The 16871-nt window shown below is 37.7% G+C and carries 13 protein-coding genes; all 13 read right to left on the reverse strand.

Going from position 1 to position 16871, the window contains the following annotated elements; translation table 11 throughout:
• Position 1: 1 nt before the first annotated feature.
• A complete protein-coding gene (gene mreD / locus BMY85_RS11145) occupies positions 2 to 508 on the reverse strand; it encodes a rod shape-determining protein MreD (protein WP_092478358.1) in 507 nt (168 codons plus the stop codon).
• A gap of 21 nt (positions 509 to 529) precedes the next feature.
• The gene (gene mreC, locus BMY85_RS11150; protein ID WP_177180761.1) at positions 530 to 1378 is read right to left on the reverse strand and encodes a rod shape-determining protein MreC; all 849 of its coding nucleotides are present in this window, start codon (positions 1376 to 1378) and stop codon (positions 530 to 532) included.
• Positions 1379 to 1411: 33 nt separating this feature from the next.
• On the reverse strand, positions 1412 to 2410 hold the full coding sequence (locus tag BMY85_RS11155) for a rod shape-determining protein (protein WP_092478360.1): 999 nt from the start codon (positions 2408 to 2410) through the stop codon (positions 1412 to 1414).
• Positions 2411 to 2455: 45 nt separating this feature from the next.
• Positions 2456 to 3148, reverse strand: coding sequence for a RadC family protein (gene radC / locus BMY85_RS11160; RefSeq protein ID WP_092478361.1), 693 nt, complete (start codon positions 3146 to 3148; stop codon positions 2456 to 2458).
• 145 nt (positions 3149 to 3293) lie between these two features.
• Complete coding sequence (locus BMY85_RS11165; RefSeq protein ID WP_092478362.1) at positions 3294 to 4586, reverse strand: methionine gamma-lyase family protein; 1293 nt, start codon at positions 4584 to 4586, stop codon at positions 3294 to 3296.
• Between the two features lie 38 nt (positions 4587 to 4624).
• A complete protein-coding gene (miaA, locus tag BMY85_RS11170) occupies positions 4625 to 5575 on the reverse strand; it encodes a tRNA (adenosine(37)-N6)-dimethylallyltransferase MiaA (RefSeq protein WP_092478385.1) in 951 nt (316 codons plus the stop codon).
• Positions 5576 to 5641: 66 nt separating this feature from the next.
• Positions 5642 to 7537, reverse strand: a complete 1896-nt coding sequence (gene mutL / locus BMY85_RS11175; protein WP_092478363.1) for a DNA mismatch repair endonuclease MutL — start codon at positions 7535 to 7537, stop codon at positions 5642 to 5644.
• Positions 7538 to 7603: 66 nt separating this feature from the next.
• Complete coding sequence (gene mutS, locus BMY85_RS11180; RefSeq protein ID WP_092478364.1) at positions 7604 to 10267, reverse strand: DNA mismatch repair protein MutS; 2664 nt, start codon at positions 10265 to 10267, stop codon at positions 7604 to 7606.
• A 21-nt stretch (positions 10268 to 10288) separates the two neighbouring features.
• On the reverse strand, positions 10289 to 10765 hold the full coding sequence (gene rnhA / locus BMY85_RS11185) for a ribonuclease HI (RefSeq protein ID WP_092478365.1): 477 nt from the start codon (positions 10763 to 10765) through the stop codon (positions 10289 to 10291).
• 13 nt (positions 10766 to 10778) lie between these two features.
• Complete coding sequence (locus BMY85_RS11190) at positions 10779 to 12470, reverse strand: MutS-related protein (RefSeq protein ID WP_092478366.1); 1692 nt, start codon at positions 12468 to 12470, stop codon at positions 10779 to 10781.
• A 111-nt stretch (positions 12471 to 12581) separates the two neighbouring features.
• Positions 12582 to 13517: a 1-phosphofructokinase gene (pfkB, locus tag BMY85_RS11195; protein WP_092478367.1), complete on the reverse strand. Its 936-nt coding sequence runs from the start codon at positions 13515 to 13517 to the stop codon at positions 12582 to 12584.
• Between the two features lie 83 nt (positions 13518 to 13600).
• Positions 13601 to 15274 carry a M3 family oligoendopeptidase gene (locus BMY85_RS11200; protein ID WP_092478386.1) on the reverse strand — a complete coding sequence of 558 codons (1674 nt, stop codon included), beginning with the start codon at positions 15272 to 15274 and terminating at the stop codon, positions 13601 to 13603.
• 218 nt (positions 15275 to 15492) lie between these two features.
• Positions 15493 to 16770 (reverse strand): C40 family peptidase, encoded by a 1278-nt coding sequence (locus BMY85_RS11205; RefSeq protein ID WP_092478368.1) that lies wholly within the window; start codon positions 16768 to 16770, stop codon positions 15493 to 15495.
• Positions 16771 to 16871: the final 101 nt, after the last annotated feature.

Genomic DNA, 16871 nt, shown 5'->3' on the forward strand with positions numbered 1-16871 from the left:
ATTATTCCTCCTTTTTTTCCACTTTGTTCAAAAAGCCATTTAAACTGTGAAGCAGCTTATAAAAAATAATTCCAGCAATGACTGTATAAATAATTTCCGGTATCATAATTCTTCTGAAATAATAAAAAATGTTCAAACGTGCACGTAATAAAAAAGATAAACTATAAAATAAGATTCCGTACACCAGATCTCCTATACCAATTAATACAATTGGCATAGTATAGTCATCCTGTTCATAAAAATAGCTGGTACATCCACTAAAGAATCCAATTACCAGATAAAGCAGGGCATAAAATCCGATATAATTTCCATACATAAGATCAATGCATAACCCACATAATATTCCTAAAAACATCGCCTCATTGATTCCCCTCATATATCCAATGGAAATTACCAGTATTAATAAAATGTTTGGGACAATATCTGCCAGTTCCAGCCATTGAAATAATGTTGTCTGAAACAAAAAACAGATAATTGTCAGAAAGATGTAAATTAAAAAACGTTTCATGACCTACCCTCTCGCTACAATTTAATACTCTTTTTCTTTTAAAGTAGTAATTACCAGAACGGTATCCAGTTTATCAAAATCAACGGCCGTAATTAATTTTCCTGTTTTTCTAAGATTTGTCTCATCTGTACTGACAGATGCAACTGTCCCAATCAGAATACCCGGCAGAAAATTAGGACTGATGCGGGATGTTACTACTTCATAGCCTTTCTTTATGCCCGAATCTTTTGTTATGTTGTCAATTTCGATATAGCCACTATCCAGCATTTCCAGATTGCCATTTATAATACATTTGTCATTGGTTTTCATTACCATGCCGCTGACACTGCTTCTGTCATCTATAATCGCCCGAACCGATGCCCAGTTATGTCCTGCTTCTGTTATAATTCCTACTAGGCCATCACCAGCCATAACATTCATGCCTTTTTTTATTCCATCATTGGTTCCTTTGTCAATTTTAAAAATGTTATACCAGTTCCCACCATCTTTTGTTATGACTCTCGCTGCAACTTTCGGATATTCTGTATATTTTTTATCCAGTTTATAAAGCTCACGCAAGTTGCTTAATTCATACTGATCAAGCTGAAGAATTTTGTTCTGGCTTGATAATGTATCCACTCTGTTCTGAAGTTCTTTGTTTTCTGCAATCAGCTTTTTCATGCTTGTAAAAACTTCCGTCTTTTCGCTAATCCAGTTTCCAACCTGATTCACTCCACTTTGCATTGGAGTTACAATATCACCAAATACAGTACGAACAGAGGACAGATTCTGATTATCTGCATAAGTAAAAATCATCCCACCTGCACAGAGGGCTGCACATGCAATAAAAATATATTTTGGTTTTATTGAAAAATTAAATCTTCGTCTCATCCTAACTCCCATCTGCTACTTAAAAATTACTGATTAATGATGAAGCTGTCCTAAAAGGCCATCATCATCCATTACTACACCAAGACCTCTCGCTACGGAATTTTCACAATCTTCACTGACATTTACCATTAAATCCGTTTCTTCTGAAATAAGCTTATCTAATTCTTTAATTTTTGCGGAACCTCCAGTCAGGAAAATGCCTGAGTCAATAATATCAGACGTAATCTCTGGTGGAGTATGTTCAAGAATCATTTTGATCGCATCTACAATTGTATATAAATGTTCCCTGACTGCACTGCATACTAGGGATGAATCAATTTCCTGCTGTTTTGGAAGACCAGTAACTACATCACGTCCAAATACTTTCATAGCTGTTTCTTCTGCTTCTACTGCACTCCCTAATTCCATTTTAATCATCTCAGCAGTTTTTCTGCCGATATAAAGGTTATGGTTTTTCTTTACCAGAAGCTGTATCGTCTCATCAATTTTATTTCCGCCAACAGGAATCAGTTTGCTTAACACGATGCCACCTAAGGAAATAATCCCAATCTCAGTAGTATCAGCTCCAATGTCAACCGTCATTACCCCTCTAGGACTCACTACATCTAATCCAATGCCAAGTGCTGCTACAATCGGTTTTTCTATTAAAACTACGTCTTTTATCTTTGGAACAGCATTACGCACTAATTCATCAAATGCACGTTTCTCTACTTCTGTAATGTTTGTAGGCACTGCAACTACAAATTCTGCTGCACTTTTTACACCCTTTTTAAAGCATTTTGTCTGTACAAAATAATCTAAAAGCATTCGCATATTTTCTATTTCTGCAATAACACCTGCACGCATTGGATAAGACACCGTAATGTTTTCAGGTGCTTTCTCAAACATATCGTACGCATCATTTCCGCCTGCATACAGTTTCTTTTTCTTAGTAGCTACTACATTTTTTTCGTCAACGACTATGCCTTCTCCTTTTTTAAAGATTTTAATTACACTAGTACCAAAATCTATACCAAACACTTTCTTTGCCATATTTATCTCCTTCTAAAATTCCATCCTTCCGGAATCTTATGTTATTTAAAATAAGTTTTTTTCCCTCATGCTTATATAACGATTATCACCAATAATAATATGATCTATAAGTTCAATTCCAACGATTTCTCCTGCCTGCTTTATTTTTTGTGTCGCAAAAATATCTTCTTTGCTAGGAGTGGGATCTCCGCTTGGATGATTATGCAGCAGAATGATCTGCACTGCATGATACTGAAAAGCTGTAACAAATACTTCCCTTGGATCCAGTATGGAATAATTAATTGTTCCACTGGATATTATGGAATCCTGTAACAGTTTTCCTTTTGTATCAAGCATAATAAGCAGAAGCTCTTCTCGGGCTTTCACTCGAAATTCCTGCATATAGTATCCTGCAACGGATTTTGGCTGAAGAAAACGTACCTGATTCTTTCTCTCCTGTTTGGAAAAGCGAATTGCCAGTTCTATAATGCATTTTAACTGTGCTGCTTTTACAGGACCAATTCCTTGTATTTTCATTAAATCTTTTGCAGACAGCCTGTTAAGTTCAAACAGGCTTCCTCCTGCTGATGCAAGTACTTCCTTCATAAGTTCTACTACATGCAGCTCTTTTGTGCCAACACGAATGATAACAGATAAAAGCTCTGCATCCGTCAAAGCAGCCGGCCCTGACTGCTGGAATTTTTCATATGGACGTTCAGCCAATGGTAAATCTTTTATTTTTCGATGTTCGTTTTGCATATGCCTCCTTACTTCTATTAGCATACACCATCAAAACCCTTAGAACATTTTAACACAACTGCAATGTTTTGTATACCAGCAGCTAGAAAATTTCGGATATTACGATTTCTGCCCTATTAGGGCGATTTTCCATTGGCTTTTGTCTTTATAAAGTTACCAGATTGTCTTCCGCTAATTTCTGTAAAGACATAAGAATACCAAGTTTTGCATGATACCAGGTTAGTCCTCCTTGGAAATACACTGCGTAAGGTTCTTCTATTGGAGCATCCGCACTTAGCTCAATGGAGGAGCCCTGTACAAATGCACCTGCCGCCATAATGACATCGGAATGATACCCTGGCATTGCCCAAGGTTCTGGAACAACAAAGCTATCTACTGGTGCTGCTGCCTGAATTCCACGGCAGAATGCAACGATAGCTTCCTTACTTCCAAGTGTCACTGCCTGAATGATGTCATAACGTTCTTCTGTACCATTTGGAATAACAGAAAAGCCAAGTTTTTCATAAATATTGGCAGCAAAGATTGCTCCTTTTAATGCACCTGCAGTTACAGATGGTGCTAAAAACAGTCCTTGGAACAGAGACTGATTTAGCCCTAAAGTAGCTCCAACTTCTTTTCCAAGACCTGGAGCAGTCAGACGAAATGCACATTGCTCAATATATTCTTCTTTTCCTACAATATATCCGCCAATTGGTGCTAACCCTCCTCCTGGATTTTTAATTAAAGAACCAGCACATATATCAGCTCCTACTTCTGTTGGTTCCATTCTTTCTACAAACTCACCATAACAGTTATCTACCATACAGATGACATCTGGCTTTATTTCTTTTATAAATGCAATTAGCTGTCCAATCCTTTCTACAGATAAAGTGGGACGTGTCTGATATCCTTTGGAACGCTGAATGGTTACTAATTTTGTTTTCTCATTTATTGCTTTTTTGATGCCTTCCAAATCAAATCCACCGTCTGGCAGCAAATCCACCTGACGGTATGAAATGTTATACTCTGCAAGAGAACCTTTCACAATATTGCCATCTTCATCTGGCTTAATCCCTATTACGCCTTCCAATGTATCATATGGCTTGCCAACTGGTGACAATAATTCATCTCCCGGACGAAGATTGGCTGCCAGTGCTACTGTCAGTGCATGAGTACCACAAGTAATCTGTGGACGTACAAGAGCTGCCTCCGCCTTAAAAATATCTGCGTAAACACTTTCTAACACATCTCGGCCTAAATCGTTATATCCATATCCTGTTGTTGCCGCAAAATGAATGTCACTTAATTTATTTTTCTGCATAGCCTGAATTACTTTTAGCTGGTTATACTCTGCAGTCTCATCAATTTTTTCAAAACGTTCCTTTAATGCTTCCTCAACTTTTTTTCCAAAGGCATATACTCTTTCTTGTATGCCAGACTGTTTATACATCTCGTTCATGTCTTTCCTCCATTTGGTATAATTCTGAATGCTTCTTTCTATATAATATGACGTTTTTTTAATTCTCTGTCGATTGCTTTCATTACAGAATCCGTATCACGGCCGATCACACTTTTATCTAGCCAGATAACTTCCTTCTCTCTCCGGAACCAGGTAAGCTGACGCTTTGCAAAGTGCCTTGTATCCTGCTTAAGTACCTCCACCGCTTTCTCGTAGGAATACTCATTGTCTAGATACGCTAATATTTCTTTATAGCCAATCCCCTGCATGGATACCATATCACGTCTAAGTCCTCTTTCCTTTAATGCTTCTACTTCTTTTAATAAACCTGCCTCCATCATCTTATCTACTCGAAGATTAATTCGTTCATATAGGATTTTTCTCTCATCGGTCAGCACAAAATAAGCAAATTCATAAGGAGATTCCTTCTGGCGTTCCGTTTCATTATGTTCTGAAATTTTCCTGCCTGTCTGCTTGTAAAACTCCAGTGCCCGAATCACCCGTTTTACATTGTTGGCATGAATTTCTCTGGCTGCTTTCTCGTCTGTTTTCTGAAGCATTTCATGAAGATACTCTGCTCCTTTTTCTTCCGCTAAATGTTCCAATTCTTTGCGGTACTGGGTATCTGCATCATTTTCATCGAAATCTATGTCATAAAGCAGCGCCTGAATATAAAATCCAGTTCCTCCTACAACAATCGGTATCTTTCCTTTTGCATAAATTTCATCCATATATTTTTTTGCATAAGTCTGAAATCTCACCACGTTAAAATCCTCTTCTGGCTCAAACTCATCTACTAAATAATGGGGGACTCCCTGCATTTCTTCCTTGGTTATTTTCGCCGTACCTATATCCATATATTTATAGACCTGCATGGAATCAGCGGAAATGATTTCCCCATTCATTTTTTTTGCTAACTGAATGGATAATTCTGTCTTTCCTGCCGCCGTAGGTCCAGTTAGAATCACTAATGGCTTCTTCTCTAACATTCTTTCGCTACATCTCTTTCCTTTTGTTTTTATCAATATTCAACATCTGCTAACGTAGTTTTTCCACTACACAATTCGCTTAAATTTCTTTTCTATCTCATACTTTGACATAGAAACGATGACTGGCCGTCCATGTGGACAATGATACGGATTTTCCAATGTCAAGAGCTCCTCGATCAGCTTTTGGGCTTCTGTAAGAGTCATGGCACTATTTCCTTTTACCGCTGCTTTACAGGACATCGTGGCTACTTTATGAAGAATCATATCTGGGGCAGCTTCTGTTTTTTCTTCCATAAAAGAATCCAGCAGTTCTAGGAAAATATCTTCCTGATCCAGTCCTAAAAGGTCTGCCGGTACACCGTATATAGCATACTCTTTTCCTCCGAATGGTTCAATTTCAAAACCTAGTTCTTTAAAACGGTCCAGATAATTTTTAAGGACAATCTCTTCCCGAAGAGATAACGTAACAATAATCGGTGGATTTACCATCTGGGACAATCCCGTCTTTTTCTTAAGATTTTCCATATTTCTCTCATACAATACCTTTTCGTGGGCTGCATGCTGGTCGATCAGATACATTTTATCCTCAAACTCTACAATCCAGTAGGTTTTAAACAGCTGCCCAATAATATGATGCTTCTTAATATTCTCCTGTGCTAACAGTTTTCCTTCAAATAAAGAAACCTGCTCTGGCTTCTTATTGGTCTCTACTGTTTCTGCCAGACTTCCTTCAAAAAGATTTTCCTCCGCTTTAGAAAGTCCAGATGCCTCATTTTGAAATCCTCTTTCCTTCCTTGCCGCAAAGAACTGATTGATTCCACCGTATTCTTCCTTAACTGGCTGTGGCCTGTCTGCATGGAAAGCTGTAAAATCAGCCATTCTCTGCTTCTCAAAAGGTTCTGGTACGCTTACATCAACCGTATTTTCAGGCTTCTTGGCTTTCGTTTCGTCAATTGTGACTTCTGGTATAAACTCTGTTTCCCTTAACGCATCACGTATTGCCTTATAAACAATCTCGTAAATTACCTGACTGTCATGAAACCGTACTTCCATCTTGGCTGGATGAACATTTACATCAATCCATTCTGGTGCTACTTCGATCATAAGTGAAGTAAACGGATAACGGTGTGTCATAGAATATGGCTTGTAGGCTTCCTCAATTGCCTTATGAATTACCAAGCTTTTTACATATCTCCCATTAACATAGTAATTCATCAATGCTTTCGTGCCTCTAGATACCACAGGCTTTCCTATAAAGCCAGAGAGCCTTACAACATTGTCTTGTGTTTCAATTGGCAGTAATTCTTTTGCAATATCCCTTCCATAGATATGGTACAGGATATCTTTCATATTGCCGTTACCAGATGTGTGAAGCCTGGTCTGGTTTTTGCTAATAAACTTAAATGCAATATTCGGATGGGAAACTGCAAGCCGTTCCACCAGATCATTAATATATCCCGTTTCTGTATTATTGGACTTTAAAAATTTCTTTCTGGCTGGTGTATTGAAAAAAAGATTCCGTACAAGAAAAGTTGTTCCATCAGGACAGCCAATTTCTTCGGTTCCCTTTTCCTCTCCACCTTCTATGCGGTAACGGACACCCGTTAAATCTTCTGGTGTCTTAGTTATCACTTCTACTTGAGCAATGGATGCAATACTGGCAAGTGCCTCGCCACGGAATCCAAGACTCATAACTTTTAGCAAGTCATCGGCAGATCGTATTTTACTTGTGGCATGGCGCATAAATGCAAGGGAAATTTCTTCTTTTTCAATTCCGCATCCATTATCCGTAATACGAATCAGACTGGTCCCGCCATCTTTAATTTCTACAGTAATGGCTTTTGCCCCAGAGTCAATGGAATTCTCAACTAGCTCTTTTACGACTGCACTTGGTCTTTCAATAACCTCTCCTGCTGCAATCTGGTTAATGGTACTGGAATCTAAGCATGTTATCTTTGCCATTATTTCACCCCTTTATCTTTCTAAACCCTTTCTTATGTATATTCTATATAAATATACAAGATCTCTCTATTTTATCTGTTTTGCTTTCTTCTGGAGCTGGTATAATACATTCATGGCATCCATTGGTGTCATCTGTGTAATATCCAGTCTTTCTATTTCTTCAACAATCTCATTCTTTTCCTGTTTTTCTGGCTTCATCATGGTAAAGAAGGATAACTGGCCTTCTACCTCTTTGGATGTGTTTTCCTGTTCCTGTTTTTCCTTTTTCACATGACTGTCCGCAATCTTTCTGGCATTTTCTGAAATATCCTGATTGCTTAGCTGTATTACAAGTTCGTTAGCACGTTTTAATACTTCTTTTGGAACTCCTGCCAGTTTCGCTACCTGTATACCATAACTCTTATCTGCACCGCCTGCAACTATTTTTCTTAAAAAGACAATATCATCGCCTTGCTCTTTTACTGCAATACAGTAATTATTTACACCATCTAGTTTTCCTTCTAACTCCGTCAGCTCATGATAATGTGTTGCAAACAGTGTCTTTGCTCCAAGTATTTTTGGATTGGCAATATGCTCTACCACAGCCCAGGCAATACTCAAGCCATCAAAAGTACTAGTTCCACGTCCAATTTCATCTAAAATAAGCAGACTGTTTTTCGTGGCATTTCTTAAAATATTGGCTACTTCTGTCATTTCCACCATGAAGGTACTTTGTCCGGAAGCAAGGTCATCGGAAGCCCCTACTCTAGTAAAAATACGGTCCACGATTCCAATGTTTGCGTATTCTGCTGGAACAAAGCTTCCGATCTGTGCCATAAGAACGATTAATGCAGTCTGTCTCATGTAAGTGGACTTACCTGCCATATTCGGTCCTGTAATAATAGAAACTCGTTTTTCTCCATTATCCAGATACGTGTCATTGTTTACAAAAGAATCGTTCGCTAACATCTTTTCTACTACTGGATGTCTTCCTTTTTTGATGTCAATGATTCCTTTCTGGTTCAGTTCCGGTTTTACAAAACTGTTCTGCTGGGCAACTGTGGAAAGGGATGCAAATACATCAATGTTCGCAATAGCTTTTGCTGTATTCTGGATCCGTCTTATCTGTGCACCGATTCCATCTCGGATTTCACAGAAAATATCATATTCAAGAGCATACAGTTTTTCTTCTGCTCCTAAAATGACATCTTCTAGCTCTTTTAACTCTGGTGTCGTATACCGCTCTGCATTGGTTAATGTCTGTTTTCTTGTCCAGGTATCTGGTACTAAATCTTTATAGGAATTAGTGACTTCCAAATAATACCCAAATACTTTGTTATATTTCACACGCAGATTTTTAATCCCAGTAGCTTCTTTCTCTCTATTTTCTAATTCCGCAAGCCAGGTCTTTCCTTCTGTTTTGGCCTTGCGAAGCTTATCCACATCTTCTCGGAATCCTTCCTTAATGATTCCGCCTTCTTTGACTGCCAATGGTGGTTCTTCTGTAATGGCATCTTCAATAAGCTTACATACATCTTCTAACGTATCCAGAGAATCATTGATTTTCATTAAAAATGGTGTCTGAAAGCTATTCATAATCGTCTTAACAGGTGGCAGCATTGCTAGGGAACTCTGAAATGCGATTAAATCTCTTGGATTCGCTGACTTATAGGAAATACGGCTTATAAGACGTTCCAAATCATAAACAGGTCCTAAATACTCCCGAATCTCTTCACGGCTAATCATCTCCTTGGACAGTTCTTCTACTGCATCAAGACGCTCATGGATTTCGTCTGCATCTACTAAAGGCTGTTCAATAAAAGTACGAAGCAGTCTTGCACCCATCGCAGTCCTGGTCTTATCAAGCACCCATAGCAAAGATCCCCGTTTCTGCTTTTCCCTCAAGGTTTCCACAATTTCCAGATTTCTTCTGGTGGAACTGTCTAACAGCATATACTTGCTTGTAATATAAGGAGTAATTGTTGTTAAATGCTCCAGTGAAGTTTTCTGCATCTCAATCAGATATTGAAGAACCACACCAGAAGCTACTGTTGCAACACGAAATTCTGATAATCCAAGACCATCTAACGTATTGATTTTAAAATGTTCTTTCAAAGTACGTTCACACAAAGCTTCATCAAAATACCAGCTATCCAGTGAAGATACGGCAATCTGCAAGCGGTTTCTTAAATCTTCTATATCAATTCCAGACATAAAAAAAGCATCATTACAGATGATTTCAGAAGGCATAAACTTATTAATTTCATCAATTAATTTACGGTTAGAATCTACTTCTGTTGCCAGATAATCACCTGTTGTAACATCTACTACGGAAAGCCCATAACAGCCATCTATATACACAATTCCCATTAGATAATTGTTTTTAGACTCATCTAAAGACTGCATGCTCAGATTAGTACCTGGAGTTACAATTCGAACAACCTCACGTTTCACAATTCCCTTAGCCATTTTGGGATCTTCCACCTGTTCACAGATTGCCACTTTATATCCTTTTGAGACTAATTTCGTTAAATAGCCATCTACTGCATGGTATGGAATTCCGCACATTGGCGCACGTTCTTCCAGACCACATGCCTTTCCCGTTAAAGTAATTTCCAGTTCCTTTGAGCATGTAATGGCATCTTCAAAAAACATTTCATAAAAATCACCAAGTCGATAAAACAAAAGGCAATCTTTATACTGTTCTTTTGTTTCCATATATTGTTGCATCATTGGTGTCAGCTTCGTCATAACCTATCCTCCTGCTTTATCTTACTCTTGTACCACATCGTCTAATAAATCGCTGCCATCTGCTGCGGCTGTTGCTAATACATCACAGCGTTCATTCATCTCATGGCCATTGTGCCCTTTTACCCAGATGAATTCTACCTGATGAGGTTTCATAGCTTCTAATAAACGTTTCCACAAATCAACATTCTTAACAGGCTCATTTTTCCCACGCTTCCAGCCTTTCTTAATCCATCCGTCAATCCAATGGTCATTAAATGCTTTCACCACATATTGAGAATCAGAATACAATTTTACATTGCAAGGCTTAGTAAGCTTTTCAAGGCCCACGATAACTGCAAGCAGTTCCATTCTGTTGTTTGTTGTCTTTTTATATCCCTGGGAATACTCACGCATATGAGTCTGTCCCTTACTGTCTACAAATACCAAGATGGTCCCATAACCACCTGGTCCGTCCGGATTGCCCCTTGCGGCACCATCTGTATAAATACTAATCTCCATAATTTCCTCCAAATCAAATATTGTTCCAAGAACCTGTATTCAGAAAGTGATTGACTTCATTCCCTGCTTTCTCTACCACTTCCATAGGATAATTCATCATTTTTAGAAGCTTAATGGCATTTCTTGATGTAGCACGTCCTGGACGCAGCTGGTAATCGAATACTACCTGATCCTCTTTTACTTCTTCCTGGAAATGATAATTCTGAAAATGTTTTTCTAATATATAAGTTAATTCAATATCATGGGTTGCTGCAAAGCAAAGTACATTTAACCTTGCTAAATATTCTAAAATTCGTGAAGATGCTGCAATACGCTCTAAGGTATTGGTTCCTCTTAACACCTCATCTACAAAACACAATGTTGGCACCCTGTCATTGGCACTGTCTAAGATTCTCTTTAGGGATTTGATTTCTACTATATAATAGCTTTCCTTTCCAAGGAGATTATCTGTCAAAGCCATAGAGGAATATACTTGAAAAAAACTTGCACTGTATTTCTGGCATGTACAGGTGTGAATAGTCTGTGCCAGTATGGCGTTAACTGCAGCTGTTTTTATAAAAGTTGATTTACCAGATGCATTGGAACCAGTGACTAAAAGACAGGAATTGCTGTGAATCGAATTCTTAACTGGCTCCTCTATAAATGGATGGTACATATTTTCCACATCTAATTTGGGTTTTGCCTGTTGGTACAGTTTCGGAATGCAGTACTCTCCCTTTAAAAAAGTCCTGAAAGATGCTATGGCTATAAAAGCATCTAATTTGCCAATTATTTCATAAATGCCTAGTAATTCATCTGTGTTGCTTTCTAAATCTTTTATCATAGAATCGAACATGATCAGATCCATATGAAAAATCATTCTCACATAGTCCATAATAATATCCAGTAAATCTCCCGACATGTTATTGCCGCCTGTGATAAACTTTGCTTTCTTTCTGAAGGACGAATATTGGTTCACCATCTGTTCAAGCTGTGAACGGTAAGGATTAATAGCCTCACAGTCTAATTCTAACAGTAAATCCGCTCCATAAAGAAGTTTTAATATATGTGTCAGTATAAAAAAGCTGTTCTCAATATCCGCTTTTCTTTTGTAATACTTTATAACATTATCAGCTAAACATACAATAGTTATAACAATAAATGGAACTATTGGCCAGGATTGCAAAACTGCCAATGCCAGCAATATAATAGAAGCAGCCATCCTTCCACAGTAAATCCCATGTACTTTCTTTCGCTCTATATTTTCCTTAATATGCCTTAGTTCCTTATAAAAGGACATTGTTCTAAGCTTTCCCATCTGCCTTAATGCATATTGTACGGATTCACGCTCTTTTGTATGTTCTTGAAAATACGCAATTAACTTCTCACGTTCTTCTAATACTTCATTTTTATATTCCAGTTTACGCAATACTGCATAAAGATACTCTTCTCCAATAGAACAGCAGGTATTGTTTATCATTTCAAATATTTCATCCATATTGGCATCGTTCCATGTAATGTCATCTACATCCTGTCCTGGACGCATTGTTGCATTATAGTATGTCCGAATTGCATCAATCCGTTCTGGTGTAAGTTCTGCTTCCGGGTACTGCCCCCATGCATCTTTTATCTGCATCATAATAATTTTTTTCGTCTGCCTGCTGTCATATACTCCCTTAATTACTAAAAAAAGCAGCACAACTGCTATTGCAATTACAACTTCCATAGAACCCCACCTTAATCAAAATTACTATTTATTATACATAATTTCATGTAGATACGCAAGGGAAACAAAAAGAAGGCGATCACCTTCTTTTCTTCCCATAAACTTTAACTGCTAACCTATAATATCCTTTCTGTCTAAAACAAACGATAAACCATTATAAACCTTTTGTATTTCCTCTTTCGTAGCTAAATCTTTAGAAAATGCACTGGCACTTCCTGCTGAAATTCCCATTTTAAATGCATGCTGGTATTCTTTTTTCTCTAAATACCCTGCAAGGAAACCTGCCACCATAGAGTCTCCTGCACCTACGGAGTTTACAACCGTACCTTTTGGTGCTGGGCTTTCGTATACACTTCCATCTTCACCTAAGAAAATGGCTCCGTCTCCTGCCATGGAAATCAGTACATTTTTTGCACCTCTTTCCTGAAGCTTCTTGCCATAGGTAATTATTTCTTCATTGTTTTTTAATTCAACGCCAAAAATCTCCCCTAATTCATGAATGTTTGGCTTTATTAAAAATGGGTGTTTTTCTAAAACATTGCAAAGCAAATCTTTTGTGGCATCCACAATAACCATAACGTTCTTTTTGGCAAGACGTATCATAATGTCCTGATAGATAAAGTCTGGCACAGAATTCGGAATACTTCCTGCTAAAACCAAAACGTCCCCTTCTTGTAATTTATCAAGCTTTGCATACAATTTTTCTACATTCCCCTGAGAAATATAAGGACCAGCACAGTTAATTTCTGTTTCCTTTGCGGCTTTTAATTTCACATTAATACGTGACATTCCCTCTTCTAAAACAATAAAGTCTACATCTATCCCTAAATCAGAAACATTTTTCACGATTTCGTCTCCCGTAAATCCCGCAACAAAACCAAGTGCTACACTTGGAACACCTAGATTCTTTAATACAACTGAAACATTTATTCCTTTTCCACCAGGAAGCATATGTTCACTTTTAGAACGATTTATCCCACCTAGCTTCATCTCGTCTATTTCTACCACATAATCCAGAGATGGATTTAAAGTAACTGTATATATCATTTATCCATTTACCTCCAAAATATTATTGATTCCATTAGCTCCAAAAAAACCTTTGCCGCAAAACAAAGGTTTTTAATTTTATTCTAATTCAGTTTTTCTTCCAGCTTTCCAACCATTTTCTTAACAATGCCTTCTTTAAAAGGATTTTCCAGTCCAGCCTCTTCTACAAGATTTACAAAGTAATCACTTGCTGATAATTCACATAAATGCAGGTAGCTTTCCCAAGCTTCTTTGTAATTCTCATCCATCCAGATTTTATACTGGAACGCACATATCTGGGCAATGCAGTAATCAATATAATAGAATGGCAATTCATATATGTGAAGCTGTTTCTGCCAGAAACCGCCCTTTTCGAAATAAGGATATCCTTTATAGGAAAGATGTGGCCGGTATGCTTTTTCTAACTCTGCCCATACTCCATGACGTTGTGCTGGAGTCATCTCTGGTTTCTCATAAACACGATGCTGGAACTCATCTACCATGCAGCCATAAGGAATAAAAACGGCACAGCTTTCAAAATGGGACTGAATATAATCTTCTGTCTGTTCATCAAAGAACAGGCTCATCCAAGGCTCTGTAAAAAACTCCATTGACATGGAATGGATTTCTGCTGTTTCCATAGTAATATCCGCATGTTCACGAATTGGATCCTTACCTGAAATATAACCTTGAAGGGCGTGTCCCATTTCATGGGTAATTACATCAATATCTCCACTTGTGCCATTAAAGTTTGCAAATACAAATGGTGCATTGTACTGTGGAAGAAATTCCATGTACCCACCTGCTTTTTTTGTCTTTCTTCCTAGGACGTCAAACAATTCATTTTCCATCATAAAGTCAATGAATTCCTTAGTCTCCTTAGAAAGCTCATGATACATCTTTCTTCCATTTTCCATAATTTCTTCTGGAGTTCCAGCTGGCGCAGGATTTCCATCTTTAAAATATACATCATTATCAATAAAAGACAATTCATTTAGTCCCAGACGTTCCTGACGTTTAATGTGGAGCTTTGTTGCAAATGGCACAAAGTATTCTTTAATCTGCTTCCGGAATGCTTCTACTTCTTCTTTACGGTAGCAGTTGCGGTTAAAACGGTTGTATCCTAACTCAATATAATTCTCAAATCCAAGTATCCTAGCCTGTTCTGTACGGTTTTTTACTAATTCGTCATATATACGGTCTAATTCTTCACCATTTTCCTGAAAGAACTGTTCGTATTTTTTACAAGCCATAGCACGGACAGCACGGTCACTATCCGTCATATATTTACGAAGCAAGGATAAGTTCAGTTCTTCTCCCTTCCAGTCAATTTTCGCACCTGCAATTAAATTGGCATATTCAGAAGTAAGCGCATTTTCCTGTTTCATAAGCGGAAGGATCTTCTCATCAATGGAATGAAACTTCAGATCCATATTGGTAAATGCTACTTTGCCTATCTTTTCTTCTAACTCATTACGGTAAGGAGATTCAAATACTTTCTTCAAATACGTTGTTTCTAAGTTCTTTATTTCTGGAAGAATTTCGTCGTAATAATCATTTTCCTGATTATAGAATTCATCTGCTGTATCAATATCATGTCTTATTCTGGCAATAATTACGGTAGTCGCAACTTCATCTTTTAGTGCATAGTATTTTTTATGTATTTCAAATTGCTCTGCACCACTTTCTGCTGCTTCAAACTGATTCATAATCTGGGTTGCTTCGTTGCGAAGTTCATCCAATTGTATACGCTGGTAATTCATTTTACTAAATTTCATATCTTCTTCCTTTCCAACTTTCTTAAGGATCATTATATGTGTCTTAGCCAGGCTTGTCAATTTATTCTCCCCCTATTACAGGTCATATGCTGCAAATTATTAACAGCCATTAAATTACTGATATATAAAATCTCCTATCAAAAAAGACCAGCAGCTTTCAGCTACTGATCTTTTCTTTTATCAAACTGCAAACGGTTCCTGCAAAGCCAGCCGTTACATTAATCATTAATTACTCTGCCAATCTTAATTGGAGAACGGTAGTAGGCATTAGATATCTTAATACCATCTCTTTCATTACTTGCATGAATGACAAGGCCATTTCCAATATACATAGCAACATGGCTTACGTTTCCGCCTTTACCATAGAAGAATAAATCTCCAGGCCGGACATCTCCTGAACTTACACTTCTTGTATAGTTAGCCTGTTCTCCAGATGTTCTTGGAAGACCATAACCATAATGTGCATAGATGCTCATTGTAAATCCAGAACAGTCTGTTCCATTGGTTAAGCTTGTACCCCCCCATACATAACGGTTTCCTAAGAACTGTTTTGCATATTCCACCATGCTGACACGGGCAGAAGTAACACCAGCAGATTTATTTTCTGACAGTTCTTTTACCGCAACCGCTTTCTTTAACTGGAAAGAAACATCAACAAAATCTTTGGAAATAAATACTCTCTCATTATCAAGGCGAACACACATCCAGTTATCTAACTGTCTATACATTGCTTTTTTATCAACATCAGCAATATACTGTGCTTCTTCTCCATGAAAATACTTGTCGACAAATTTTCTCACAAAAGATTCTTTCAAATCTTCACGATACACTTCCAGTTCCTCATCTTCTGGAACTAATGTATACTTAGCAGAATCTGTACTAGGTACAAAACGTGTATTCAATGTTACCGTTCCCGCTTTTACAGTGGCAACTTTTGTAGCAACTTCTAATGCATATTCCTCGGCTTCTTTGTCCGTCACTAAGTACTCGCTGGATACATAACCAGTTACCTTTCCTGATTTAATCTTCGCCCAGCCCTTTTTGATACTATATATGTTACATCCTGCATTCTTTGGTAATTTTCCAACTATCTTAGCATCTATATCAGGTTTCTCTCGAATATTCAGCCAATTATCAACTTTTGCAATTCCTAATCTGTCATAATTCAAATTCGATATCAGATCACTCACATTGACCTCAGCTTTGTCTTCCTGTCCATCCTCGTCATCTGGCACCACTCCATTAACAGAAGTAACTTTTGCTTTAGAGCCACTTAACAAATATGGACTGCCATCTTTTGATCCTGTATATTTAACAGCTGCACTCCTAAGAGTTGCCTCTTTTTCTTCTGAAGGTGAATAACATTTCTCAGTTAATAAATCATCCCTGGCGACGGAAACCTCATTAAGCAACGAAGCTGGCACTGGTTTTGCAAATGCCAAAAGACTCATTCCCATAAAACCAGCAAAGCCGATTACCCATAACTGCTTTTTCATACATTTCCTCCTACAATGCGCATTCTTCCTGCGTTGTTTATTACAAAAATGTTACATTTGTTACGTGGTTATTATATCAATATCTTCTAACCTTGTCAATA

Source organism: [Clostridium] polysaccharolyticum (genome assembly GCF_900111595.1).
In the GTDB taxonomy this organism is placed as follows: Bacteria; Bacillota; Clostridia; order Lachnospirales; family Lachnospiraceae; genus Clostridium_AI; species Clostridium_AI polysaccharolyticum.